Origin of the sequence: Apibacter sp. (assembly GCF_025291155.1) — a bacterium.
In the GTDB taxonomy this organism is placed as follows: domain Bacteria; phylum Bacteroidota; class Bacteroidia; order Flavobacteriales; family Weeksellaceae; genus Apibacter.
Window position 1 is genome coordinate 1 of record NZ_JAMBJZ010000015.1, and the last position, 25,093, is coordinate 25,093.

The following is a 25,093-nucleotide window of genomic DNA, read 5'->3' on the forward strand; positions in this document are numbered from 1 at the left end:
CATATCGACCATTAAAGCCAAATTGGCTCACATATCGAGAATAAACAAATTGACCATTATTACTATTAGCGTTTATCGCAACTTTTTCAGGATAACAGTTAAAAAGATTATTTGAACCTACAGTTATTTTTAAAAAGTCAGTTACCTTATATGTAATAGAAGTATCTGTTATCCATCTTGGATTATAATATTGTTGGTTAGATGTTATATTAGAGGGTTCTGTAACACCTCCAAAATAATTATTTCTTATAAAAATATTCCATTTTTGTATGGCATAGGTAATAGAAATATTGAATTTTTGATTTGGTACAACATTTTCCAGATACATTTTACTGGAATTACTGAAATAAATGTCTTCTTTGTCTTGTAAAAGTTTGGATGTATGAATTTTACCTACTTGCTGGGTGTAGGAAATATTACCTGCTAAGTCAATAAATATTTTTCCAAGTCCAACATTTGTATGATAAGAAAGTACAGCATCTAATCCTTTAGTTTCGGTATCTACAGCATTGGCAAAAAAGCGAGCTTTTTGAGCTCCTGCTTGTTGCAAAATGCGATAGATTTCTTTATCCGAATCTGATCCATTAGGATCTCCACTAAATAAATCCGTATAAACAATTTTATCATTTATTCGGGTAAAATAACCATCAAGGCTGATATTAAATCGCCCGACTTTGGAAGTCATTCCTGCACTAATGCTCCGTGATTTTTCCGATTTTAGTTTTGGAATACCTAAAAGATGTGCGACTTTACTATCATTTGTAAAAGTACCTACTTCATACATATTTCCATTAACATAAGAAGTTCCCGTGCTAGAATAATAACGTTGCTGCAAAGATGGAGCACGAAATCCGGTACTACCGGAACCTCGGAAATTAAGAAAGTTAGCTATTTTATATCGTAATGCGAGTTTTCCATTAACTGTTGAACCAAAATCATTGTAATATTCATATCTACCGGCAAGGTCAATAAGAAAGGATTTGTTAAAGTTAATTTCGGCATCTGCATATGCAGCTAAAGAATTTCTATTTGAATCCGTGGAATTAAGAGGGGAGAATCCGGCGCCACCCTGAGCTCCTCCAGATAATGGAGTTTTTCCATCAGGTCCAAACTTTATGGGTATGGAACCGTTAATATCTGGTACGATGGCAACACTTCCATCTGGGTTAAGGATTTCTTTTCCCATTGCATAATTAGCATAGGAAGCTTCTTCTCCTTCTATAATTTGATATCTTTCATATCTATATTCACCGCCCCATGCTAATCCTAAGTCCGACAACCAGTTAATTTTCCTAGAAAAATCAAGATTTACAATTTCTTGTGTAAATTTTAATTTTCCTCCTTGAAATGTTGTCGGAGAATTTTCTCCCAAGGAAGCATTTAATGTATTTTTGGCTTTATTGTTAAATATATTTTGTCCAAAAGTATTACTAATTTCCATATTCCAACCTAGTAGTATACTTTTCACTCCAACAGTCGCTGATCGGTCGTATATACTTGCCTCTGATTGAGGTCTAAATCCTAAAGGATATATGGATTTAATATTATTTTCAGAATTTGGATATCTATAAAATTGTGAAGCTGTACTATTTCTATATCCAAAAATTCCAAAAGAATATATTTGTGTATTTTTGGATAATGGGAGATAAGCATTATAGGCAACTTGGCTATTAAGAGCTTCCGATTGACCTATGATTAAACTATAATCTCTACGAGATGTATGTGTTTGTTCAAGAAATTCATTGGATTTATCTTGACCTATTCCGTTTGAATAATCTTTATATATAGTACCCTGATATATTCCCCCTCTGTTAGTAGGGTTTCTTCTATCGAAAGAAGCAGAAAAATTTATATATCCTCCGTTATAATTTAATGGAATACCATAATTTAATCCAATTTGAACGGATTCTCCATCCTTTGAAGTTTTATCTTGAGCATCATTCTTGCTAATGTATTCTCCACCGGTAATACTTAGGTTAAATTTATTAATTGTATTTTTCAATATTATATTAATGACTCCTGCAACTGCGTCACTGCCATATTGTGCTGCAGCGGCGTCTCTTAATATTTCGATTCGGTCTATAGATGAAATAGGAATGGCATTTAAATCGGTTCCTACCGTACCTTTTCCAAAGGTACCGTTTACATTTAATAATGCCGAATTATACCTTCTTTTTCCGTTAATCAATACTAAAACCTGATCGGGTGTCATTCCTCTTAATGATATAGGATCGGTCATATCCGTTCCACCACCTAATGATTGCGTAGTAGATGTAAAGGATGGAGCTACGTAATTTAAAATTTGATTTACACTAACTTGAGCATTGTTTTCTGCCATTTTTTTTACATCAATGATGTCGACAGGGGTAGGAGATTCCAATAATGTCCTTGGTTTTGATCGCGTACCGGTAACTACTACATTTTCAAAAGTGTAAGTTTTTATGGTGAAATTTACAATTTTTTGAGGTTCATTATTTATGCTAATTAACTCGGATATCTCATCATTTTCAGGAGTAATAATGATAATTTTATAATTACCATTCGGAATCGTAAATTCATATTCTCCGTGGATATCTGTTTTTGTTTCCATCCCATTTTCCTCAATATAAATTTGGGCGTCTTTTATTTTTTCTTTTTTATCATTTTGAACAATACCCTTAACAAGCGTTTGAGCAGATAATAAAGAACAATAAATGCTAAAAACTGCTACTAAACTTTTACCACTTAAATTTTTCTTCATTAAAAATTTAATACATTAAATTATTTATAAATATTTCCTACTTAACAGGTAGGAATTATGTCAAATGTAAAGAATTTATTTTATATTATTCTATATTTATTATTAAATTTTTATATTATTTTTAGTGTAGTATGTTAATGTATTAAAAATCAACATTTTGAAAATAATAATAATTTTTAATAAACAAAATTATTAAATGATTTTAATTACATTTATAAAATATAAAATAAATAAATGAATATTAAAATTACCTAATTAAAGTCATTTTTATTTTATTAATTTAAATATTTATAGCTTAATATATAGATTAAAACTTTATGCATTATTAGGATAGCTAAATATATATATTCAAATTAATAAGTTAAATAATAGACAATTTTTATTATAGATTATTTCTAATAATATTAAAAAATAATTTTTATTATAAAAATATAAATCTAATAATCTTATTTTATATATTATAGTTAATAGTTTTATAAATATAATAAATAAGAGATAAAATTATAATTTTCAATTATTTATATAATTTGAGACTTTATATCTTAATATAACTAGATTATTTGAAGTAACAAATGAATATAGAATAATTTAAGAATGATTGCAATTAGAAATGTATATATTATTTATCTATAATTTTTGTGTTTATATTAACAACTCTTGATAAAGATAATTAGTATAAAATTATAATTCATCAAAGATTTTGTTTTAAACTGTTAAAGATTTTTATCAGCAAGATAGGAAAATAACATTCTATAAAATATATTTATTTTAGCAGTTGATAAATTGATTAATTGCTGAGCTTATAAATATGAACTTCAAAATAACTACGAAGGAGATATATCAAAAACAAATGAATATTGTTATTGAATATATAAACAATCATTTACATGAAACAATTGATTTATCTAAATTGGCGGAAATGAGCCATTTTTCGCTCTATCATTTTCATCGGATAACGAAAGCTTTTCTTAAAGAACCTATAGGAAGTTATATTATAAGAATAAGATTAGAAAAGGCTGCCAGATTATTAAGATATACGGACCTGCCAATTTCTGATATCGGATATAAGGTTGGCTATGATATTCCATCATCTTTCTCGAAAGCCTTTAAGCAATTGTATAAAATTACTCCTCTTGAATTTAGGAAAAACAAAGATTATATAGTTAAAAAAAAGGATAAAGAAAATATAGACATTCTGTTAGATATTGATAAGCCTAAGATTGTTGAGATACCTGCTAAGAAGGTTATATATATTAGTCTTTCGGGAAAATATAGTGAATTGGATTTCAGTAATACTTGGAAACGCTTATGGAAATTTGTTAAGAGTAATAAACTATACTCTGGAGAGATTGAAAATATCTGCATTTATTATGACGATCCTAAAATAACTTATTTGGAAAAACTTAGAACAGATGTTTGTCTCGTTATATTAGATGATGTAAAACCTCAAGGAGAAATAGGAGTTAAAGAAATTAAAGGCGGAAAATTTGCCAAGTTTCTCTATAAAGGTTCATACAAATATTTTCGAGATGTTTATAATACCATTTACGCTGACTTAATACCTGCCAATAATTTATTATTGCGTGATGCTCCTATTTTTGAAAAATATATAAATCATCCGGGTAGAGTTGTGCCTGAGAAATTAAAAACTGAAATATATATACCTATATGCTAAAGTATAAAATGTAAAAAATAAGTGTTTAAGAAGTAATTTATCAAATTTTTAGTGTAGATCGAATAGCTAAAATATAAAAATTTATAAATACCAATTTAATTTCCTTATATATAAATATTTGAATTAAGATAAAATATGAAAAAAAGTTGAAGGAAAAGTCAATGCTTAAAAAGAACGTTTTTTGTTTCAGGCAGTATTATAAAAGTAAAATCCGGTTTTAATCTTTAAACCGGATTTTATTATTTTTAATTCTTAATTCTTAATTATTTAGCCTTAATCAGTTCAACTTTAAATATAAGCCAAGCATTAGGTGGTATGACCCCACCTCCGGCACCTTGAGCTCCATAACCCAAAGAAGGCGGTATTAAAAAAGTAGCTTTGTCTCCTTCATTCAAAAGCGAAATTCCTTCTTCCCAACCTTTGATTACCATTCCTCTTCCTAATGGAAATTCAATGGGTTCATTTCTAGCAAAAGATGAATCAAAGATATTACCATTCGCTAAAGAACCTTCATAATGAACAGAAACTATATCTCCCGTTTTAGCTTTAGCTCCGGAACCTTTTTCATCAATTTTATAAAATAAGCCACTTTCTGTTTGAGTCATACTTACTTTTAATTCATCAAGTTTTGCTGCTATAAGTTTTTGCTTTTCTTCCAGATATTTTTTATTTCTTTCAGAAATCAAATCTTTATTATCTTTAAAAAACTGTGCTGCATTATAATTTTTATATTCATCGCCTTTAGTAATGATTGAAACTTTTTCCATAATTACAGGTTCAACCGGTTTATCTTGAGCTCCAGTTTTAACATTGGCGATTGAGCTTACAGTATCTAAACCTTTAATTATCTCACCGAAAATAGTATGCCGTCCGTCAAGCCAAGGAGTAGGCACTTCAGTGATGAAAAATTGACTTCCGTTTGTATTCGGACCTGAATTTGCCATAGATAATATTCCGGTTCCAGTATGTTTTAAATCATTTTTTTCATCCTCAAATCTATATCCCGGCCCCCCCATTCCTGTTCCTTGAGGATCACCGGTTTGAATCATAAAATTCTTAATTACTCTATGAAAAATGATTCCGTCATAAAATGGTTCACCCAATTTTTTTGTATCATTTGGAATTTTACCTTCAGCTAATCCAATAAAGTTTGCTACGGTTACTGGAGACTCATGATCAAAAAATTTAACCAACATATCACCTTTATTTGTTTTAATATTTGCATATAGGCCATTTCCCAGTCCGTCATATGTTTGTTTGTCTATTTCCAATGTTTTACAATTTAAAAAAGTTAGTATTAGTAAACAATACATTATGAATTTATTAATCATAATTGTATTTATGTTTAGAAAATTCAAATTTACTAATTTAAATCTTATTTTTAATTGTAAAGTTGTTAGTAATAGTGATTGAATGGACATGTTTTATAAATTCAAATTTATTCATTATATAACAACTATAGTTATAAATTTATTTTATAAGTTATTTATATATTAATAATTAATATAATAACGGATATTTATTTGTTGTATAACATGTCATAATTGGAAATTTGATTTGAATTTTATTATTTTAAATTATTTTTATAAAATATAAGCTTAATAATATATTTATTTAAATAACTGTTTAGTTATATTTAATTATTAAAAATAATATAATTAAATATAATAAGATAAATGGTATGGTGTTTGTTTATACGATTGTAAGATTACAAACACACTAAAACAATTTATATTGAAAAAGGCATTATTTTAATGTTTATTTAGTTTTTATTTCTTTAAAAACCTTAGCCTCTGTAAAAAGAGGCTTTTTTATTATAATAAGCCTTAGAAATAAATGAATATCAGAATTTAAAATATTTATGAAATCTTTTTTTTAAAATAATAATAGTATTTTTGTTTTATTATTTTTGCAAAAAGATAAAAATCTTTATAAAATAAAAATTATTAAAGATAACTAATGATAAATACTATCAAAAAATATTTAGAGGAAGTAGAGTCATTTTCTTCTCAAAAAGCTGAAGAAATTGAACAATTTAGAATCAAGTATTTAGGAAAGAAAGGAATTTTGAATGACCTATTTCAAAAATTTAAAGAAGTTCCTAACGAAAGTAAAAAAGAATTTGGTCAATTGATAAATAATTTAAAACAATCAGTTGCAAAAAAAATAGATTCTTTAAAAGAGGATGTTAATGAAGACAATCATTCCGAAATACAAAATGATTTAACTCGTCCGGGAATTCCTTTAAATCTAGGAAGCAGACATCCTATAAATATTGTTAAACATAAGATTATCAATATTTTTAAAAAAATAGGTTTTTCAGTAGCAGACGGACCAGAAATTGAAGATGATTGGCATAATTTCACAGCCTTAAATATGTCTGAATATCATCCGGCTAGAGATATGCAGGATACATTTTTTATAGAAAAAAATCCGGATATGGTATTAAGAACCCATACTTCCTCTGTTCAGATAAGATATATGGAGAATAATGAGCCTCCTATTCGTATATTATCTCCAGGAAGGGTATATAGGAATGAAGACATCTCATCACGATCACATTGTATGTTCCATCAAATTGAAGGTTTATATATTGATACCGATGTTTCTTTTGCAGATTTAAAACAAACTTTACAATATTTTACTTCGGAATTATTTGGCAAATCCGAAATACGTATGAGACCGTCATATTTTCCTTTTACAGAGCCAAGTGCTGAGGTTGATGTTTATTGGGGATTAGAAACGGAAACTGATTATCGAATAACTAAAGGAACAGGATGGCTAGAAATTTTAGGCTGTGGGATGGTAGATCCTAATGTTTTAAAAAATGTTAACATTAATTCGGAAAAATATAGTGGATTTGCTTTCTGAATGGTGATTGAAAGAATAGTTATGCTTATGTATCAAATTGGGGATATACGTATGTTTACCGAAAATGATATACGTATGCTACAGCAATTTAATCGCGAATTCTAAAATAATATTTATCTTATAACTACTTATAATGCTATCAAATAAACAATAATTGTTAAAATTATTAAAAAAGTATATTTACCTGGAACAAATTTTGAGCAAGTAATTATACTTTATTTATTTTTAAAATTATTATGGAAAAAAAAGTAGCAGATCAATTAGTAGACATGTTAGCAGAAGCTGGTATAAAAAGAATTTATGCAGTAACGGGTGATAGTCTAAATGAGCTAAATAGAGCTATTAAAAAACAAGGGAAAATTCAATGGATACATGTTAGGAATGAAGAAGCTGGAGCATTTGCAGCAGCTGCCGAGGCCGAGTTAGAAGGGATCGCTTGTTGCGCTGGAAGTTCTGGTCCTGGGCATATACACTTAATTAATGGTCTTTATGAAGCGAATAGGGCAAATGTGCCTGTGATCGCCATTGCTTCCACCTGTGGAACAAGAGAATTTGGTACCGATTATTTTCAGGAAACTAATATTACTAAGCTTTTTGATGATTGCAGTGTATACTGTCAAATTGCAACTTTGCCTGAACAAGCTCCAAGAATGTTACAAAGGGCTATTCAGAATGCTCAATCAAAAAGAGGGGTAGCCGTTTTTGGATTACCTGGTGATTTAGAATCAAAACCTGCTGAGGATATATTAAGTTCTTTAAAAGTTTATAAAAATGATACAATTATAAGACCTTCAGATCATGAATTGCAAACACTTGCCGATATTTTGAATGAAAATGAAAAAATTTCCATTTATTGCGGTATAGGTGCCAGTAAAGCACATGCTGACCTTATTAAATTAGCCGAAAAATTAAAAGCTCCTATAGGATATTCTTTTAGAGGAAAAATGGGAATTCAATACGATAATCCTTATGAAGTCGGTATGACCGGATTATTAGGTTTGCCCTCTGCTTTTCAAAGTATGCATGAAGCAGATGTTATTCTTCTTTTAGGAACAGATTTTCCATATGCTAATTTTATGCCTACCAATAAAAAAATAATTCAGATTGATGAAAGAGCTGACAGATTAGGAAGAAGAGCAAAAGTTGATATGGGATTATGCGGAAAAATTGAAGATACTTTACACGTGTTATTACCATTAATTGAAGAAAAACAAGATGAATCTTTTCTAAAAAAACAGTTGCATAAATATGAAAAAGTAAAAGAAGGCTTGGATGTATATGTAAAAGATCCAGGAAAAGAAAATTTAATCCATCCGGAATATGTAGCATCCACAATAAATAAATTAGCTGCTAAAGATGCTATATTTACTGTAGATACCGGTATGTGCTGTGTTTGGGGAGCTCGTTATATACAAGCAACAGGAGAGAGAAAAATGTTAGGCTCTTTCAGTCATGGTACGATGGCTAATGCCATGCCTATGGCAATTGGTGCCGCTTTAGCAAACCCGGGAAGACAAATTATCTCCTTCTGTGGCGATGGAGGGATTTCAATGTTATTGGGAGATTTAGCAACAATTTACCAATATAAATTGCCTGTAAAATTATTTGTATTTAATAATCGTTCGTTAGGTATGGTAAAATTGGAGATGGAAGTAGATGGAATACCTGATAATGAGACAGATATGGTTAATCCGGATTTTGCAATGATAGCTATGGCTATGGGATTTAAAGGTATTAATGTTACTAAGCCCGAAGAAGTAGAAGGAGCCATACATGAAGCATTTTCAACCAATGGTCCTGTGTTGGTAAATCTAATGACCGATCCAAATTCACTTGCCTTACCCCCTAAAATAGAATGGACACAAATAAAAGGGATGACTACCTCTATGACCAAAATGATGTTGAGTGGAAATGTTAAAGAAGTTGTAGATACCATCCAAAGCAATATAAAGCATATTAAATCATTACTCTAATTCAAAAAAATAATTTCAGATAATAAAACAGAAAATCTATAAAAGATTTTCTGTTTTTGTAAATAATACTACTTGTAAATTTACTTTATTTCTTACATTTGTAAGAATATGTTCAATGAATTCGGTAAATTTATAAAGCTTACTACCTTTGGTGAAAGTCATGGACCTGCACTTGGAGGTGTTATTGATGGGTTTCCTGCCGGATTATCCATTAATTTTGAAAAAATACAAAAAGAACTGGATCGTCGGAAACCAGGTCAATCAAAAATTGTCACTCAACGTAAAGAAGATGATAAAGTTGAATTTCTTTCTGGTATATTTGAAGGAAAGACAACTGGTCAATCCATAGGATTTCTTATAAAAAATACTAATCAGAAGTCCAATGATTACGATCATAATACTGGAATTTTTAGACCCTCTCATGCAGATTTTACCTATTTTAATAAATACGGAATTAGGGATCATCGAGGAGGAGGGAGAACCTCTGCAAGAGAAACTGCCAATTGGGTTGTTGCCGGTGCTTTGGCTAAACAATTATTATCTACAATCAAATTTCAAGCTTTTGTTTCCTCTGTAGGTGATATTACCCTGAAAAAAAATATTTATGATCTTGATCTTTCTTTAACTGAATCGAACATAGTTAGATGCCCGGATTCAGAAACAGCTGATAAAATGATAAAAAGAATAGCTGAAATTAAAAAGGAAGGCGATACAATTGGCGGAATAATAACCTGTATAATTAAAAATGTGCCGATAGGTTTAGGTGAACCTATATTTGATAAGCTATCCGCCAGACTGGCTCAAGGTATGATGAGCATTAATGCAGCTAAGGGATTTGAAATTGGAAGCGGTTTCGACGGTACTCACTTAAAAGGATCCGAACACAACGATATTTTTATCCAAAACGGAAAAACTTTAACCAATAATTCCGGAGGTATTCAAGGTGGAATATCTAATGGCATGGATATCCTATTTAAAGTAGCCTTTAAGCCGGTAGCTACCATAATGAAAGAACAACAAACTATAGACGAAAAAGGAAATATAAACGTTATTAAGGGAAAAGGAAGGCATGATCCTTGTGTGCTTCCTAGAGCAGTACCTATAGTGGAAGCTTTAGCAGCATTAATACTTGCTGATTTTTGGTTGTTAGATAAAGTGAGAAAAGTATAATTTTTAAATATTAAAAATATATTTCCATACATTAAAAATTATTTTATGTAATTATAATTAATAAGGAATATGGAGAGTAAATTATCTGTTAATATTTAAATTACATATAAAGACTTGTATTTGTTACTAAATGTAATGAATATGAGAAACTTATCTTTAAATAAAATAATTTTTCAAATCTTAAATATTTCAAATCTATATATAAAAGCAAATTAATTTATATATAAAAGTTAATAAAAATGAAAAATATAATATAAGATGATGGATTCAATAAATTTAGGAAACTATTGGGATAAAGGAGTTTCGTATGCTGAGTACAAAAATATTATTGAAATACAAGCAAATGAAGGAGTAATTTCTAAAAATGAAGAAATAAAAAAATATGCTGAATATACACGCTTGAACCTTAGTCGGATACATCGTAATGATAAAACCTTAGTATTGAAAAATGAAGTATTATCGGGTTTACAGAAAATTACACGTAAAAAGAATATTTTAGTTATATCTGAAGGTTGGTGTGGTGATGCTGCTCAAATAGTACCTGTTGTTAATAAAATAGCTGAATCTTCCGAAAAATTGGAAATGAGGATTTTTTTTAGAGATGAAGACGAATCATTAATTAATCAATATTTAACCAATGGAGGTAAAGCAATTCCTATTGTACTGTTTATTGAACCGGATACTTTTCAAGAAATAGCGCACTGGGGACCGAGACCCAAACCATGTACACCATTTTTGAAAAAATATAAAAGTGACCCGGATAATTATACCCATGATGATTTTGCAAAAGATATTCAAGGATTTTATAACAAAGATAAAGGTCGAACTATTTCTGAAGAATTATTAGAAATACTTTTAAAATAAAATGCAAATTATGGGCATTTTTTAATAAAAGTCATTTTTTTAATTGAATTTATTTAATACAACTTATAAGTGACTTGTTAAGTTTATTTTTTGAATGTGAAATGTTCTTACTCATATGAAACAATTATTTAACCGCATGTTACAAGGTACTATAAGTAACGTTATGGTTTCAGGTTATATAGATGCTGAAACTCCACCGGTTTTCCACCCAATGTATGAGAGGATATATTTCATCATAAATGAAAATGTCTTCGAATTGTACATTGATGATGGGATTATTTGTTATAATCATCTGAAAAATATAAATGAATGGTTTGATGTTGATGAAGATGATCAATTTTCTTTAATGTCTATATATTCACAATTATTTAAGACTGAACAGGAAATAAAAGTAACTCAAATTGACTACAAAGCGATCCCTTTTTCGCCCATTGAGATTAATTACAAAGATGGGAGAAATGAAAGGCAATTGTTTTTAGACCCAAATAATTTTTTTGGTTTTACTTATTATAACTAATAAAAACAGTGTAAGAAAAACGAAACTTCTCTGCTTTTTCAATTTAACTCTTGTTCCATAATAGAGCGCTAGGTATGGTCTAGGAAATCTACGACTAGCACGATGTACATTGCACTATAAGTATTCTGGATATATGCATTTCTCATATTTAAGATGCAGTAAGACATACAGGTGAAATTTCAACAAGTAAAGGTAAAAAATAGTTTATGGCTACTATTATTTATTCTAAAAATTCCGCAACCTTAGAAGACATTTCCAATTTTGAGAAAAAATTATTAGGAATAATTTATCAAATGATTATAAAGATTTCTCAAAGAAATATAACGTAGGACAGCTTCAGCCAAATTCATTTAGATTTTTTTCTGATAGAAATGATGGATTTTCGTTTGATCAATTTCTTAGTTTAGGCAGAGAAAAATATAGTAATTTATTAAGTTTAATAAGAATATAATTCCTTCAGATTTCATTCCTATAGCTCATGATGCTGGGGTAATATTATTATAATGGAATTGAAATCTTATAATAATAGAATTTATTTTTAGAATCATGAGTTTAAAGTAGATGAAGGTGAAATACCTAATATGAACAATGTCTATTATATTAATCAGTCTTTCACTAAGTTTATAAATGATCTCTAAAAGGAAAAAGATTAGTACAGATTGATCAATTTAATCTATCTTTACTATAATTGAAAACAGATAAATTTATGGATTAAATATTTTTATATTTGAGAATATTAAGTAGTAGGGAAATCTGAATTTTAACATAAAATTTTATTTTACCTTTTAAATATTTTTCATTAAAGACTCTCTTAAAAAGCTAAATTATAATTTTATATATTTGTCACAAATTTTTCAAGTATGAAATGTGGAATTGTTGGTTTACCCAATGTAGGAAAATCTACTTTATTTAACTGCTTATCTAATGCAAAAGCACAATCTGCTAATTATCCATTCTGTACTATTGAACCGAATGTCGGTACAGTCTCTGTACCTGATCCAAGGTTAAATAAGCTTGAGGAATTAGTTGAACCGGAAAGGGTAGTGCCTGCAGTAGTAGAAATAGTAGACATAGCCGGCTTAGTTAAAGGAGCTAGTAAAGGCGAAGGACTAGGTAATCAATTTTTAGCTAATATAAGAGAAACAAATGCTATTATACATGTGTTACGATGTTTTCAAAACGAAAATATAACCCATGTTGAAGGAACTATAGACCCGGTTAGAGATAAAGAAATTATTGATATTGAGCTCCAACTTAAGGACTTGGATACCATTGAAAAGAAATTAGATAAGTCTAAAAGAGCAGCTAAAGCGGGAAATAAAGATGAGCAACTGGTAGTATCCGTATTGGAAAAATTAAGGTCTTTTATTGAAGAAGGAAAAAATGCACGTGAATTTGAAACGGATAGTATTACAGAACCTGTCATTGCTGAACTTCAATTATTAACCTTTAAACCTATAATGTATGTTTGCAATGTAGATGAAAAATCTGCTAAAGAGGGTAATGAATATGTAGAAAAAGTAAAAGAAAAGGTTAAAGATGAAAAGGCTGAAGTTATAGTTCTAGCGGCCCAAATAGAAGCCGATATATCTGAATTAGAGACTTATGAAGAACGTCAGATATTTTTAGAAGAATTGAATTTGAATGAACCGGGAGTAAATCGTTTAATACGTCAAGCCTATAAATTATTAAATTTACAAACCTATTTTACCGCAGGAGTCAAAGAAGTTAGGGCTTGGACAATTGAAAAAGGATGGACGGCACCCCAAGCAGCCGGTGTTATACATACAGATTTTGAAAAAGGTTTTATTAGAGCGGAAGTTATTTCATATAACGATTTTATAACCTACGGTTCTGAAGCTAAGGTAAAAGAAGCTGGAAAGTTATCTGTGGAAGGTAAAGAATATATTGTAAATGACGGAGATATTATTCATTTCCGTTTTAACGTATAAGCTATTTCTTTCATTTATTGATTAAAAATTCAAAAAATTTTTAATCAATAAATGCCTTTTTTATCCAACCTACCTTTCTTCTTCAAATTCTACATTAATTAATAAAATATAATTGGAATTGAAAGTATATATCGATTATTTTTATTGTCAATGCAGCATATAATTATTTATTATTTATATTTCATAATTGTAAAAAATTAATATTTTTGTATTCAGAAAATTTTATAATTATGAACAAAATTATTTTAACTCTTTCATTTGCTTGCTTACTTTATACAAGTATAAATTCTCAAATAAAAATTGGTAATACCAATATAGGAAAAGGGAAAATCGAGGCAGCTAAAAATTTAGCAACAGCAATCACGATTTCTGACGAAGAAATTGCAATGGCAGCTGCGGAATCAGTAAAGTGGATGGATGAGAATAATCCCGTGTGTAAGATTACTGATAAAGATAATAAGAAGGCTTATGCAGAACGCCTGGCAAAAATTTTTGAGCCGTATAAAAATTATGATGGATTAAATTTAAATTATAAAGTTTATTATGTGATTGATGTAAATGCTTTTGCTAGCCCAGATGGTAGCGTACGTGTATTTTCATCGCTTATGGATATTATGACAGATGATGAATTGTTAGCAATTATAGGACATGAAATAGGACATGTAAAATTGGGACATTCAAAAAAAGGATATAAACAAGCGCTTCTAACGGCGGCAGCAGCTAAGTATGCAGGTGACACCCAAGGTTCAGTTGCAGATATAGTTAATTCCGACATAGGGAGCTTAGCTCAAACGTTGACATCAGCCCAATTTTCTCAATCTCAAGAATCAGATGCAGATAACTATTCATATAAATTTTTAGTTTCCAATGGAAAAGATCCTCAGGCTTTAGTTACAGCATTCACTAAATTTGCAGAAATGGAAAAACAAGCAGGAGTAGATAAAGGCTTAAAATCTAAAATGTTATCTAGTCATCCTGATAGTGAAAAAAGAGCAAAAAAAATAGCTGAAAAAATTAAAAAAGATTCAAAAAAAAATAAATAAAATGAATTTTAATTGAGGTTGATCATTTCTTAATTTTTCGATTGTATTTTTGTAGAATTAAATAAGAATGATTAATTTTGCAGCCGATTGAATAACCTCTGACGAAAGACGTGAATGTTATTCAATTATAAATGATTATATTTTTTTAAATGGAACCATTAATTAAGTACGTACAAGACAAGTACATTGCAAAAAAAGAATTTCCAAAGTTTGGAGCAGGAGATACTGTTACCGTTTATTACGAAATTAAAGAAGGCAATAAAACAAGAACTCAGTTTTTTAAAGGTGTTGTAATTCAAGTTAAAGGAACTGGAGCTACTAAGACATTTACTATTAGAAAAATGAGTGGTGATGTCGGAGTTGAAAGAGTTTTTCCTATTAATATGCCTGCGCTTCAAAATATTGAAGTTAATAGAAGAGGTAAAGTACGTAGAGCAAGAATTTATTATTTTAGAGATCTACGCGGTAAAAAAGCAAGAATTAAAGATGCAAGAATTAAATAATCTTAATTTTTGTATCGAATTTTAAAATAAAAGAGGGAAAATTTAATTTCCCTCTTTTTTTACGTTTTTAATTAAAAAATTTAATTTTCCAATATTTCGAAGGTATTATCTTCATATATAATTAATATTTTTTTTATTTCTTTCTTTTTTTTCCCACTAGTTTTCTGTATTGAATTTTTAATGGATGAATCTTCATCCGTAAAATTTTTTTCTGAGAGATTCTCAGAGACTTTAGAATTTTCTATTTTATTTTCTTGAACAGTTTTTATGACTTCATTTTCTTCTTCATAATGAAATAGTGTAGGAGTAGATTGCAGCTTTTGATTATTATTATTTTCTATTTCTAAATCTAATTTTTTTATTTCTTTATATTGAGATTTTAATGGTTTTCCTTTTCCTAAAATAAGCCATTCAGAATTAATTTCAGGAAAAACAGAAAGCGTTCTTTCTAAAAAGTCTAATGAAGGTTTATTTCTAGCTGATGTGATATGTGAAATACTTGATCTTTGAACATTTATTTTATCAGCAAATTCCCCTGGTGTTAATCCAAGTATTTCTATAAGGGTAGAGATTCTTTTGTCGATTTCCATAATTTACAAATGTTAACAATTTACAAATGTGAAATGAGATATTAATTACAAAGATAATAATAATATTTTCGATTTAATTACAAATCATATTTAAAGTTATATTAAACTATAACTATAAACTATAAGTAATAAAATACTGGTAAATAAGCACTTATAAATATAAATAATCTTATTTTTATTAATTTAATATACAACTCACACTTTAAATCAAAAAAAGAGCACATGCTTTATGTTCTTAATTTACATTTGTAATTCACAAATGTAAATTAACTAAAACTGTTTTTAATTGAATATCTTTGTAAAAAATAAAGCTATGTACGCAGAATTTAAAATCTTCGATTTAGAAGAAAATTTTGAATTAGAAGAAAATTTTAAAAATAGATATGTCAATCCTCCCATGCTTTTTAATTTCTTACTCAAAAATTATAATAGTTTAATAAAAGAGGTTGGAAAATCAGAAATGGGAAAACCTATATATAAAGTAACTATAGGTAAGGGTAATAAAAATATTCTGATTTGGACGCAAATGCATGGAAATGAAACAACAGGTACGTTAAGTTGTTTAGATTTGCTTAAATTTTTAGAAAATAAAAATTCTATTGCAGGTCAAATTCTCAATGAGTTTACTCTTGATATTATTTTTATGTTAAATCCCGATGGAGCTGAAATTTGGACTCGAAGGAATATAATAAGTATAGATATAAATCGTGATTTTTTAGCAGCTTCATCTGTAGAAATGCAAGTATTGAAAAAAATTGCTAATGAAAAAAAATATGATTTGGCATTCAATTTACACGATCAAAGAACCATATTTGGTTTGGAAGGAAAAAAAGAACCAGCAACGTTGGCCTTTTTATCTCCATCAGAATCAATTGATAGAAAAATTACCCATACTCGAAAAAAATCAATGGGATTGATTGCAGATATTTACAAAGAAATGACTAAACTCATTCCTAATAAAATCTCCAGATTTTCTGATGAATTTTATCCAAGATCTGTAGGAGATAATTTTCAAAAATTAGATATCCCGACAATACTATTTGAAGGTGGTCATTATCCAAATGATTATTATCGTAAAAAAACACGTAAATATTTTACCTTGTCATTAATTACTGCTTTACATTATGCTACTATAAAGAAAGAATGGGAGGCCGGATATGAATTATATGAAAAAATACCGAATAATTCTCCTTCATTTTATGACATAATATATCGAAATGTAAGATTATGTAAAGAAAAAAAGGAAACAGTTGATATAGCTATACAATACACTGAAAAAATTATTATGGGGGATGAAGAAATATCATTTGTTGCTAAAATAGAAGATATTGGAGATCTATCATTGATGAATGGTCATGAAGAAATCGATGCTCAAGGGAGATGTATACTAATTAAGGATTCTAAAGATAAATTTGCTAAAATTGGAATACAAGCTGATTTTAATTTAGATGAGTGGATTATACTTAATGGTAAAAAATTAGAAGAATTTGCTTAACTATATCAACTATTAATTCGTAATTATATAATTATTTTAAAATCGATCAACTTTTAACGACTTGGTTTATAATATCTTATAATGATTAAATATTTTAATTAGAAATGTTATATTGGGTAAATATTTATATAATTTATTAATATTATCCTAATTTAGTATAAACATATCTTGATAAAATATTTTATTTGCTGAAGAGCTCATAATTTAATTGAATACCTACTTTATTGAACAAGGTAAGGCTCAATAAGAAAATTAGTAACTTTACAAAGTTGTTAATAAACATTTACTGATGACAGAAAAAACGAATATATTACAGACAATAATTATCGGTTCCGGTCCTGCCGGTTACACTGCAGCAATTTATGCAGCGAGAGCTGAAATGAATCCTATAATAATAACAGGCCTTGAGGTTGGAGGCCAATTAACTACTACTACTGAAGTAGAAAATTTTCCGGGTTTTCCTGATGGTATAACTGGGCCGGAAATGATGACACAACTTCAAAAACAAGCTGAAAAATTTGGTACTACCATTAATATCGATACAGTAACAGAAGTACTATTTGGGCAAAATTTTGGAGATTTACACACTGTAAAAACAATATCAGGAAAAGAGTATAAAACAAAGACAGTAATAATAGCTACAGGTGCAAGCGCAAAATATTTAGGTAAGGAATTTGAAAAAAACTATAGAGGTGGTGGAGTTTCAGCATGTGCCACTTGTGATGGCTTTTTTTATAGAGGAAAAAATGTCGTAGTTGTAGGAGGAGGAGATACTGCCGCAGAGGAAGCTACTTACTTAGCTAAAATATGTAAAACTGTTTTTATGTTAGTACGTAAAGATTATCTCAAAGCTTCTAAAATTATGCAGGAAAGGGTTGATATGACTACTAATATTGTATTGATGTATAATACTGAATTAAAAGATATAAAAGGAGAAAACAATTTAGTTTCTCAGGCAATAGTTGTCGATAATCAAACAAAAGAAGAAAAAATATTGGATGTTGATGGAATATTTATTGCTATAGGACATAAACCAAACACTGAGATTTTTAAAGGAAAATTAGATATGGATGAAACAGGTTATTTACATATAAAACCTTTTAGTACGGAAACCAATATATCTGGCGTTTTTGCAGCAGGAGACGTTGCCGATAAACGTTATCGACAAGCGATTACAGCAGCCGGTGCCGGTTGTATGGCTGCTTTGGATGCAGAAAAATATCTTTCATTCTTAGAACATAATTAAGATTTTTTTATTTACATCAATGATTCTATGAATTATAATTATCCAAGCAAGATTTTAGAACAAGCAGTTGAAGAAATTTCACAGCTTCCGGGAATTGGAAAAAGAACAGCATTACGTTTGGCTTTACATTTATTGGATATTCCTGAAATTCAAGCAGATAATTTATCAAAATCAATTTCAAGATTAGTACACGAAATCAAACATTGTAAACAATGCAATAATCTTTCCGATACCGATATTTGCACTATATGTGCAAATCCGTATCGCAATGAAAAAATTATATGTGTTGTCGAAGATGTGAGAGATGTAATGGCAATAGAGAGCACTCAACAATACAATGGAAAATATCATGTTTTGGGAGGGAGAATATCACCTATGGAAGGCGTTAGTGCATCAGATTTATGCATTAATCCATTAGTTGAAAGAGTTAAAGATCAAGGAATTGATGAAATTATATTTGCATTGAGTGCAACCATTGAGGGAGACACCACGATGTTTTATTTATATAAAATTTTGAATAATTCTCAAATTAAATTTACAGCGATAGCAAGAGGAATCGGTGTTGGAGACGAACTTGAATATACGGATGAATTAACATTAATACGTTCAATTCAAAATAGGGTTCCTTATAAACAAGGTCTAAAGTGAAAAAATTAATGAAAGAACTCTCAATTATTATAGTTAATTATAATGTTAAAGATTTTTTAGAAGATTGCATAAAGAGTTGCTTACTTGCTACTAAAAATATTGATGCTGAGATTATAGTAGTCGATAATAATTCACAAGATAGGAGTAAAGAATATATAACAAAGCATTTTTCTCAAATATTATGGATACAAAATTCAGAAAATTTAGGTTTTTCTAAGGCAAATAATATTGGAGTAAACCATTCCTCCGGAAAATATATTGTTTTATTAAATCCCGATACTCAAGTAGATACAGATATTTTTGAAAAAATAATTCCGTTTGCAGAAAATATAAAAAATTTTGGAGCATTGGGGGTAAGAATAGCTGATTTTAATAATTGTTATCGTCCTGAATCTAAGAGAAATATACCTAATCTTAAAAATACCTTTACTAAATTATTTACACAACTATTTTTTTTAAAATCAAGATTAAATTTTTCAGGATTGTATAATACCGATTTGGGTGAATATGAAATCGGTAAAGTTGAAATTTTAACAGGATGTTTTTTCTTTACGAAAAGGAAAACATATAATGAAGTAGGAGGGTTGGACGAATCTTATTTTATGTATGGAGAAGATATTGATTTAAGCTATTCCATTTTAATGTTAGGATATGATAATTATTATTATGGACAATCCACCCTTTTACATTATAAAGGAGCAGCTACGCACAAAGATAAAATATCTTATAAACGTTTTTATAATGCTATGGAAATCTTTGTTAAAAAATATCATAGTAAGCCTTATTTTTTTTATATTTTATTACTTTTAGGTGTAAAAATTAGATATTATTTAGCTTTAGTGTTATTTAGATTTGAAAAAAATTAAGAGAATTTTATAAATAAAAAATGCTCATTAATATATTAAATTGAAATATTTTAATGAGCATTCATTTTATATTTAATTCCTATTCTTTAAAAACTTTTAAATTTGATGAAAGTATAAAGATGCAAATTCCAAAAATACCGATTAATGCAAAGGAAAATCTCAGATTAAGTACATCTGAAATATAACCGATCATAGGAGGACCTAATAAAAAACCTATAAATCCTATACTCGATACTATAGTTAGAGCCATGCCTGTAGGGATTTTTGTTTTTTGTCCAGATAAGCTATAGATAGTAGGTATAATGCTTGATACTCCAAGTCCTATAATCATAAAAGATAAAGTAGTAACAATTAGATTAGGAAAGACAACTGATAATAATAGACCTAAAGATATTAATATACCGCTAGTTTGTACTATTTTCTGTCGTCCCCATTTTTGTATCGCATGATCGGCTATAAATCTTCCACTAGCCATCATAATCATAAAAGAAGTAAAACCAAGAGGCGCCCAATTTTTTGAAACTTTTACTATTTTTTCAAAATAAATTCCGCTCCAATCAAACATTGCTCCTTCAGAAGCCATACCACAAAATGCAGTTATCCCTAATAGAAACAGAAATTTTTCAGGTTTAATTTTTTCTTTTGTATCTTTTGAATTAGAAGCATTTTCAGAAACTCTTTTTTTATCAATTTGTAAATATCTGAAATTAAATAGTATCAATAAAGTTACTATAATAAATATAATTATAAAATGATGAAAAGGAGAAAGACCAAAATTTACCATTAAAAGCCCAACAAGAGAACCGGTAAATCCGGCTAAACTCCATCCTCCATGAAAAGATGACATAATTGATTTATTGTACAAATTTTCAACAAGTATGCCTTGAGTATTTACAGATATATTACAAAAATTGCCAAAAAATCCGAATAAAATTAAATTTCCAATTAAGATAAGTTCGCTTTGAGCTAATCCAATTGATATAAGTGCTAAAGCATAGCAAGGTAATGCAGCAATTAATATTTTTTTACTTCCAAACTTAGAAATTAAAAAGCCAGATAATGTCATTCCTAAGATTTGCCCAATAGGAAGCATTAATAATATTGTTCCCCAAGAAGCATCTCCCAATTTTAATAGATTTTTTATATCGGGTATTCGGCTAGCCCAGCTTGAAAAACAAATTCCTTGTGAAAAGTAAAATGCAAAAACGCCTAATCTTATTCTTTTAGGAGATATGTTATTAGACTTAGAATTTATAGCATTAGTCATGTATAATAAGTTTGATATTTTTGAAAAATTAGCTGCAAATGTAATTCTCATTATTATAAAATCAAATCATAAAGTTTTATTTAGAGTTTTTAGTTTTATGAAAGAGAATACAAGTAAATTAATTAACATAATTTTAACATTTATGTTCTTTTTTAGATACATAATTTTGTGTTAAATTATAATCAATAAAACAATGAAAAAGACTTGTTTATTTTTAACTATATTAGCAGCTACTATAGGCTTTTCACAGAATCATCATTGGGGATATGAAGGAGATTCTTCACCGGAACATTGGGGAGAATTTGAAGAAGGAAAACAATGTGGTATTGGAAAATTTCAATCTCCCATTAACATTTCCCAATCTAAATTTAAAAAAGATTTATCACCAATATTATTCAATTACGGTTCCGGCGAAATAGAAGATATCGAAGACAATGGACATTCCTTACAATTTGACTTTAAATCAGGAAGTTCGATAACGTATAATAAGAAAGTATATTCATTGGTGCAATTTCATGCCCATGAAGAATCAGAACATACTGTAGATAGAGTAAGATATCCACTGGAATTACATTTTGTTCATAAAGCCAATGATGGATCTGTGTTAGTTATAGGAGTATTAGTTAAGGAAGGTGATATAAATTCATATTTTGAAAAATTAGAAGTTTTCAAATCCTTAAAAGGATTTGAAAAAATAGATACATCGATAAAATTTAATCCTGAAAATTTATATCCAAAAAATAAATCCTATTTTACTTATTTAGGATCATTAACAACACCTCCTTGTACAGAAAATGTAACTTGGATTATATTTAAAAATCCTATTACCATGACCAATGAAGAAATCGATGAAATAAAATATCACTTACCTAAAACTAATAATAGACCGCTTCAACCGTTAAATGGAAGAAGTATTTTTAATAATTAAAATATGACTTTTTATTAGATGTTTCCCTGATTATTTTATATTCAGGGATTTTTTTTTATAAAATATGAAAATCTGATATAATTATTATAATAATTTCAGTAAATAAATTAAATACGTAATTTTGCATCATGTTAAAAGAAATCAGGAAATCAGTAGCATTTCATACTATAGGATGTAAATTAAATTTTGCTGAAACATCAACGATAGCAAGACAATTAATTGAAGAAGGGTTTGTGAAAGTAACTTTTAATGAAAGAGCTGATGTTTATATAATTAATACATGTTCAGTAACTGATAACGCAGATAAAGAATGTAAGACTATTGTTAAACGGGCTTTACATCTAAATCCTGATGCTTTAATTTGTGTGATAGGCTGTTATGCTCAATTAAAACCTGATGAAATTAGTAAAATTGACGGGGTTGATTTAGTATTAGGAGCTAAGGAAAAGTTCAATATTCATAAATATATTTCAGATTTGAAGAAAGACTCTGATGTAAAAGTCCATTCATGTGAAATTGATCAGGCAGATTTTTTTGTAGGGTCCTATTCTTTAGGCGATAGGACTCGAGCATTTTTAAAAGTTCAGGATGGGTGTGATTATAAATGTACCTATTGTACTATACCATTAGCAAGAGGAATTTCAAGATCTGCTGAATTACAAAATATTATAAAACAAGCGGAAGAGATTGCTGATAAAAATATCAAAGAAATTGTACTTACGGGAGTTAATATTGGAGATTATGGAAAAGGAGAATTTGGAAATAAAAAACATCAGCATACTTTTTTAGAATTAGTACAGAATTTAGATCAGCTACAATCTATTGAGCGAATACGAATTTCCTCGATTGAGCCGAATTTGCTTAAAGATGAAATTATTGAGTATGTCTCTAAATCAAATATTTTCGTTCCTCATTTTCATATTCCATTACAATCCGGCTGTGATGATCTTTTGAAAAAAATGAAGCGTAGATATTTAACTAACTTATATAGTGACAGAATTAATAAAATTCATTCCATAATACAGGATGCCTGCATAGGAGTTGATGTAATAGTAGGTTTTCCTGGTGAAACAGAAGAAAAGTTTCTTGAGACTTATAATTTTTTACAAAAGCTTCCTGTAAGTTATTTACACGTCTTTACCTATTCAGAAAGAGATAATACTGAAGCTATACATATGGAAGAAAAAGTACCTTACTCTGAAAGAAAGAAAAGAAATAAAATGTTGAAAATATTATCCGAAAAAAAACGTCATGCTTTTTATGAATCTCAACTGGGCAAAATTAAAACGGTCCTTTGGGAACATGAAAATAAAAATGGAATGATGTACGGATATACTGAAAATTATGTACGAGTAAGCCAACCTTATAATCCCAATCTTGTGAATCAATTGGAAGAGGTTTATCTTGAAAAGCTCGATTCTTTAGGTAATGTTATTGTAAGATCGGCTATTGCTGCTTATTAAATTGTAAATTACACAACTTTCTAATATAACCTAAAAATAAACTTAGAATTTATGAAAAAGATTTCATTTCGATATCTTCTGAAGAATCTTTGTAACCCAAGAAATATAATATACCATCTAAACCAATTGTAGATAAAGAATGATTGGCATTTTGTTTAACAGTTTGTTTAGCATGAAATGCAATTCCCAATCCGGCTATTGATAACATAGGCAAATCGTTAGCGCCATCACCTACAGCAACAGTTTGCTGTATATCAATATTTTCGAAAGTTGAAATTAATTTTAAATACTCTGCTTTTTTCTTACCGTCAACAATATCTCCAATATAATTGCCGGTTAATTTTCCATCAATTATTTCCAGTTTGTTAGCAAATACATAATCAAAACCAAATTTTTCTTTAAGATAGTCTCCGAAATAAGTAAATCCACCGGAAATAATAGCGGTCTTAAATCCACTCTTTTTTAGTACTCCCATTAATCTCTCAAGACCGTCAGTTATTGGTAGTTTTTCAGCAATTTCTTTTAAAACGGATTCATTCAATCCTTTTAAAAGCTTAATTCTTCTTTTAAAACTTTCGGAAAAATCGATATCACCATTCATGGCGGATTCGGTTATAGCTTTAACCTCTTTGCCTACTCCTGCTTTTTCTGCAAGTTCATCAATAACCTCGGTTTGTATTAAGGTAGAATCCATATCAAAGCAAATCAAACGTCTCATTCTTCTATACCTATTCTCTTCTTGTAGGGCTATATCAATATTTAATTTTGAAGATAAGAACAAGAATTTATTTTGTATTTCCCTAATATTAGGTAAATTCCCCCTCACAGCAAATTCAAAACAAGTACGATCTATAATTCTATCTAAAGGAATACGTTGAGTTAATCGTATAATTCTCTCGATATTTAATTTAAAGTCGAGCAAAACATTTGATACTTCTGAAATATGCATTGCAGTAATCTCTTTTCCAAGAATATTTATAATATATCTATTTTTTCCTTGAACCTTAACCCAATTACTATATTCTTCCTTAGTAAGAGCATAAAATCTAACATTAATTTCAAGCTTATTTGCTTTAAATAGTATTTCTTTTAATATGTTTCCGGAATTGCCATTATCCGACATAAATAATATGGCTAATGATAAAGAATGATGAATATTGGCTTGACCAATGTCAAGAATTTTTGCGTTATATTTTCCTAATATATGGGTTATTGCGGAAGTTATTCCGGGTTTATCAACTCCTGTAATGCTTACTTGAATAATTTCTGATGAGTTTTGCAT

Annotated in this window: 20 protein-coding genes and 1 pseudogene; 16 read left to right on the forward strand and 5 right to left on the reverse strand. The window is 28.7% G+C overall.

The features are described 5' to 3' along the window. Positions 1–2,740: TonB-dependent receptor (locus tag M3Z80_RS02880; protein ID WP_293917402.1), on the reverse strand; the 2,740-nt coding region annotated here is incomplete at its 3' end. Between the two features lie 808 nt (positions 2,741–3,548). Between M3Z80_RS02880 and M3Z80_RS02885 the strand changes: the two genes are divergently transcribed. Next, a complete protein-coding gene (locus M3Z80_RS02885) occupies positions 3,549–4,415 on the forward strand; it encodes an AraC family transcriptional regulator (RefSeq protein WP_293917404.1) in 867 nt (288 codons plus the stop codon). A gap of 263 nt (positions 4,416–4,678) precedes the next feature. On the opposite strand, the gene M3Z80_RS02890 is transcribed toward M3Z80_RS02885, so the two are convergent. After that, positions 4,679–5,746: a peptidylprolyl isomerase gene (locus M3Z80_RS02890; RefSeq protein ID WP_293917406.1), complete on the reverse strand. Its 1,068-nt coding sequence runs from the start codon at positions 5,744–5,746 to the stop codon at positions 4,679–4,681. A gap of 628 nt (positions 5,747–6,374) precedes the next feature. On the opposite strand from M3Z80_RS02890, the pseudogene pheS reads away from it, so the two are divergent. The 9 genes and pseudogenes from pheS (at position 6,375) to rplS (ending at position 15,308) form a co-directional block, all read left to right on the forward strand. Continuing rightward, positions 6,375–7,391: pseudogene (gene pheS / locus M3Z80_RS02895) on the forward strand (phenylalanine--tRNA ligase subunit alpha). A 131-nt stretch (positions 7,392–7,522) separates the two neighbouring features. Next, positions 7,523–9,259 (forward strand): thiamine pyrophosphate-dependent enzyme, encoded by a 1,737-nt coding sequence (locus M3Z80_RS02900; RefSeq protein ID WP_293917409.1) that lies wholly within the window; start codon positions 7,523–7,525, stop codon positions 9,257–9,259. A gap of 108 nt (positions 9,260–9,367) precedes the next feature. Further along, entirely contained in the window at positions 9,368–10,429 is a 1,062-nt protein-coding gene (gene aroC, locus M3Z80_RS02905) for a chorismate synthase (protein WP_293917411.1), read from the forward strand. Between the two features lie 261 nt (positions 10,430–10,690). Next, entirely contained in the window at positions 10,691–11,293 is a 603-nt protein-coding gene (locus M3Z80_RS02910; protein ID WP_293917413.1) for a thioredoxin family protein, read from the forward strand. 115 nt (positions 11,294–11,408) lie between these two features. After that, entirely contained in the window at positions 11,409–11,810 is a 402-nt protein-coding gene (locus M3Z80_RS02915; RefSeq protein WP_293917414.1) for a hypothetical protein, read from the forward strand. Positions 11,811–12,016: 206 nt separating this feature from the next. After that, on the forward strand, positions 12,017–12,139 hold the full coding sequence (locus tag M3Z80_RS02920) for a hypothetical protein (RefSeq protein WP_293917416.1): 123 nt from the start codon (positions 12,017–12,019) through the stop codon (positions 12,137–12,139). A 531-nt stretch (positions 12,140–12,670) separates the two neighbouring features. After that, positions 12,671–13,762, forward strand: coding sequence for a redox-regulated ATPase YchF (gene ychF / locus M3Z80_RS02925; protein ID WP_293917418.1), 1,092 nt, complete (start codon positions 12,671–12,673; stop codon positions 13,760–13,762). A 230-nt stretch (positions 13,763–13,992) separates the two neighbouring features. Further along, positions 13,993–14,805, forward strand: a complete 813-nt coding sequence (locus tag M3Z80_RS02930; protein WP_293917421.1) for a M48 family metallopeptidase — start codon at positions 13,993–13,995, stop codon at positions 14,803–14,805. Positions 14,806–14,954: 149 nt separating this feature from the next. After that, positions 14,955–15,308, forward strand: a complete 354-nt coding sequence (gene rplS, locus M3Z80_RS02935) for a 50S ribosomal protein L19 (RefSeq protein WP_293917424.1) — start codon at positions 14,955–14,957, stop codon at positions 15,306–15,308. An 80-nt stretch (positions 15,309–15,388) separates the two neighbouring features. Here the strand turns inward: rplS and M3Z80_RS02940 are convergent, their stop codons facing one another. After that, the gene (locus tag M3Z80_RS02940) at positions 15,389–15,898 is read right to left on the reverse strand and encodes a helix-turn-helix domain-containing protein (RefSeq protein ID WP_293917426.1); all 510 of its coding nucleotides are present in this window, start codon (positions 15,896–15,898) and stop codon (positions 15,389–15,391) included. 313 nt (positions 15,899–16,211) lie between these two features. Between M3Z80_RS02940 and M3Z80_RS02945 the strand changes: the two genes are divergently transcribed. From M3Z80_RS02945 to M3Z80_RS02960, 4 genes are all read left to right on the forward strand, one after another. Further along, positions 16,212–17,393 (forward strand): M14 family zinc carboxypeptidase, encoded by a 1,182-nt coding sequence (locus M3Z80_RS02945; RefSeq protein WP_293917428.1) that lies wholly within the window; start codon positions 16,212–16,214, stop codon positions 17,391–17,393. Between the two features lie 289 nt (positions 17,394–17,682). After that, a complete protein-coding gene (gene trxB, locus M3Z80_RS02950) occupies positions 17,683–18,639 on the forward strand; it encodes a thioredoxin-disulfide reductase (RefSeq protein ID WP_293917429.1) in 957 nt (318 codons plus the stop codon). 27 nt (positions 18,640–18,666) lie between these two features. Beyond that, positions 18,667–19,287, forward strand: coding sequence for a recombination mediator RecR (recR, locus tag M3Z80_RS02955; protein ID WP_293917431.1), 621 nt, complete (start codon positions 18,667–18,669; stop codon positions 19,285–19,287). Positions 19,288–19,295: 8 nt separating this feature from the next. After that, positions 19,296–20,153: a glycosyltransferase family 2 protein gene (locus M3Z80_RS02960; protein WP_293917432.1), complete on the forward strand. Its 858-nt coding sequence runs from the start codon at positions 19,296–19,298 to the stop codon at positions 20,151–20,153. Between the two features lie 79 nt (positions 20,154–20,232). Here M3Z80_RS02960 and M3Z80_RS02965 read toward each other — a convergent pair whose 3' ends face one another. Then, on the reverse strand, positions 20,233–21,471 hold the full coding sequence (locus M3Z80_RS02965; protein ID WP_293917434.1) for an MFS transporter: 1,239 nt from the start codon (positions 21,469–21,471) through the stop codon (positions 20,233–20,235). A 142-nt stretch (positions 21,472–21,613) separates the two neighbouring features. On the opposite strand from M3Z80_RS02965, the gene M3Z80_RS02970 reads away from it, so the two are divergent. Together M3Z80_RS02970 and mtaB are read left to right on the forward strand one after the other, a co-directional pair. Then, complete coding sequence (locus tag M3Z80_RS02970; RefSeq protein WP_293917436.1) at positions 21,614–22,348, forward strand: carbonic anhydrase; 735 nt, start codon at positions 21,614–21,616, stop codon at positions 22,346–22,348. Positions 22,349–22,476: 128 nt separating this feature from the next. Continuing rightward, entirely contained in the window at positions 22,477–23,811 is a 1,335-nt protein-coding gene (gene mtaB / locus M3Z80_RS02975; protein WP_293917437.1) for a tRNA (N(6)-L-threonylcarbamoyladenosine(37)-C(2))-methylthiotransferase MtaB, read from the forward strand. 49 nt (positions 23,812–23,860) lie between these two features. On the opposite strand, the gene serB is transcribed toward mtaB, so the two are convergent. Further along, complete coding sequence (gene serB / locus M3Z80_RS02980) at positions 23,861–25,093, reverse strand: phosphoserine phosphatase SerB (protein ID WP_293917438.1); 1,233 nt, start codon at positions 25,091–25,093, stop codon at positions 23,861–23,863.

Excerpts from the sequence above, each read along its gene's own strand:
- serB (WP_293917438.1), bottom strand. The coding sequence starts at position 25,093 with ATGCAAAACTCATCAGAAATTATTCAAGTAAGCATTACAGGAGTTGAT.
- M3Z80_RS02965 (WP_293917434.1), bottom strand. The coding sequence starts at position 21,471 with ATGAGAATTACATTTGCAGCTAATTTTTCAAAAATATCAAACTTATTA.
- M3Z80_RS02900 (WP_293917409.1), top strand. The coding sequence starts at position 7,523 with ATGGAAAAAAAAGTAGCAGATCAATTAGTAGACATGTTAGCAGAAGCT.
- M3Z80_RS02970 (WP_293917436.1), top strand. The coding sequence starts at position 21,614 with ATGAAAAAGACTTGTTTATTTTTAACTATATTAGCAGCTACTATAGGC.
- rplS (WP_293917424.1), top strand. The coding sequence starts at position 14,955 with ATGGAACCATTAATTAAGTACGTACAAGACAAGTACATTGCAAAAAAA.
- M3Z80_RS02940 (WP_293917426.1), bottom strand. The coding sequence starts at position 15,898 with ATGGAAATCGACAAAAGAATCTCTACCCTTATAGAAATACTTGGATTA.
- M3Z80_RS02945 (WP_293917428.1), top strand. The coding sequence starts at position 16,212 with ATGTACGCAGAATTTAAAATCTTCGATTTAGAAGAAAATTTTGAATTA.
- M3Z80_RS02920 (WP_293917416.1), top strand. The coding sequence starts at position 12,017 with ATGGCTACTATTATTTATTCTAAAAATTCCGCAACCTTAGAAGACATT.
- trxB (WP_293917429.1), top strand. The coding sequence starts at position 17,683 with ATGACAGAAAAAACGAATATATTACAGACAATAATTATCGGTTCCGGT.
- aroC (WP_293917411.1), top strand. The coding sequence starts at position 9,368 with ATGTTCAATGAATTCGGTAAATTTATAAAGCTTACTACCTTTGGTGAA.
- M3Z80_RS02910 (WP_293917413.1), top strand. The coding sequence starts at position 10,691 with ATGGATTCAATAAATTTAGGAAACTATTGGGATAAAGGAGTTTCGTAT.
- mtaB (WP_293917437.1), top strand. The coding sequence starts at position 22,477 with ATGTTAAAAGAAATCAGGAAATCAGTAGCATTTCATACTATAGGATGT.
- M3Z80_RS02885 (WP_293917404.1), top strand. The coding sequence starts at position 3,549 with ATGAACTTCAAAATAACTACGAAGGAGATATATCAAAAACAAATGAAT.
- M3Z80_RS02960 (WP_293917432.1), top strand. The coding sequence starts at position 19,296 with ATGAAAGAACTCTCAATTATTATAGTTAATTATAATGTTAAAGATTTT.
- M3Z80_RS02915 (WP_293917414.1), top strand. The coding sequence starts at position 11,409 with ATGAAACAATTATTTAACCGCATGTTACAAGGTACTATAAGTAACGTT.
- ychF (WP_293917418.1), top strand. The coding sequence starts at position 12,671 with ATGAAATGTGGAATTGTTGGTTTACCCAATGTAGGAAAATCTACTTTA.
- M3Z80_RS02890 (WP_293917406.1), bottom strand. The coding sequence starts at position 5,746 with ATGATTAATAAATTCATAATGTATTGTTTACTAATACTAACTTTTTTA.
- M3Z80_RS02930 (WP_293917421.1), top strand. The coding sequence starts at position 13,993 with ATGAACAAAATTATTTTAACTCTTTCATTTGCTTGCTTACTTTATACA.
- recR (WP_293917431.1), top strand. The coding sequence starts at position 18,667 with ATGAATTATAATTATCCAAGCAAGATTTTAGAACAAGCAGTTGAAGAA.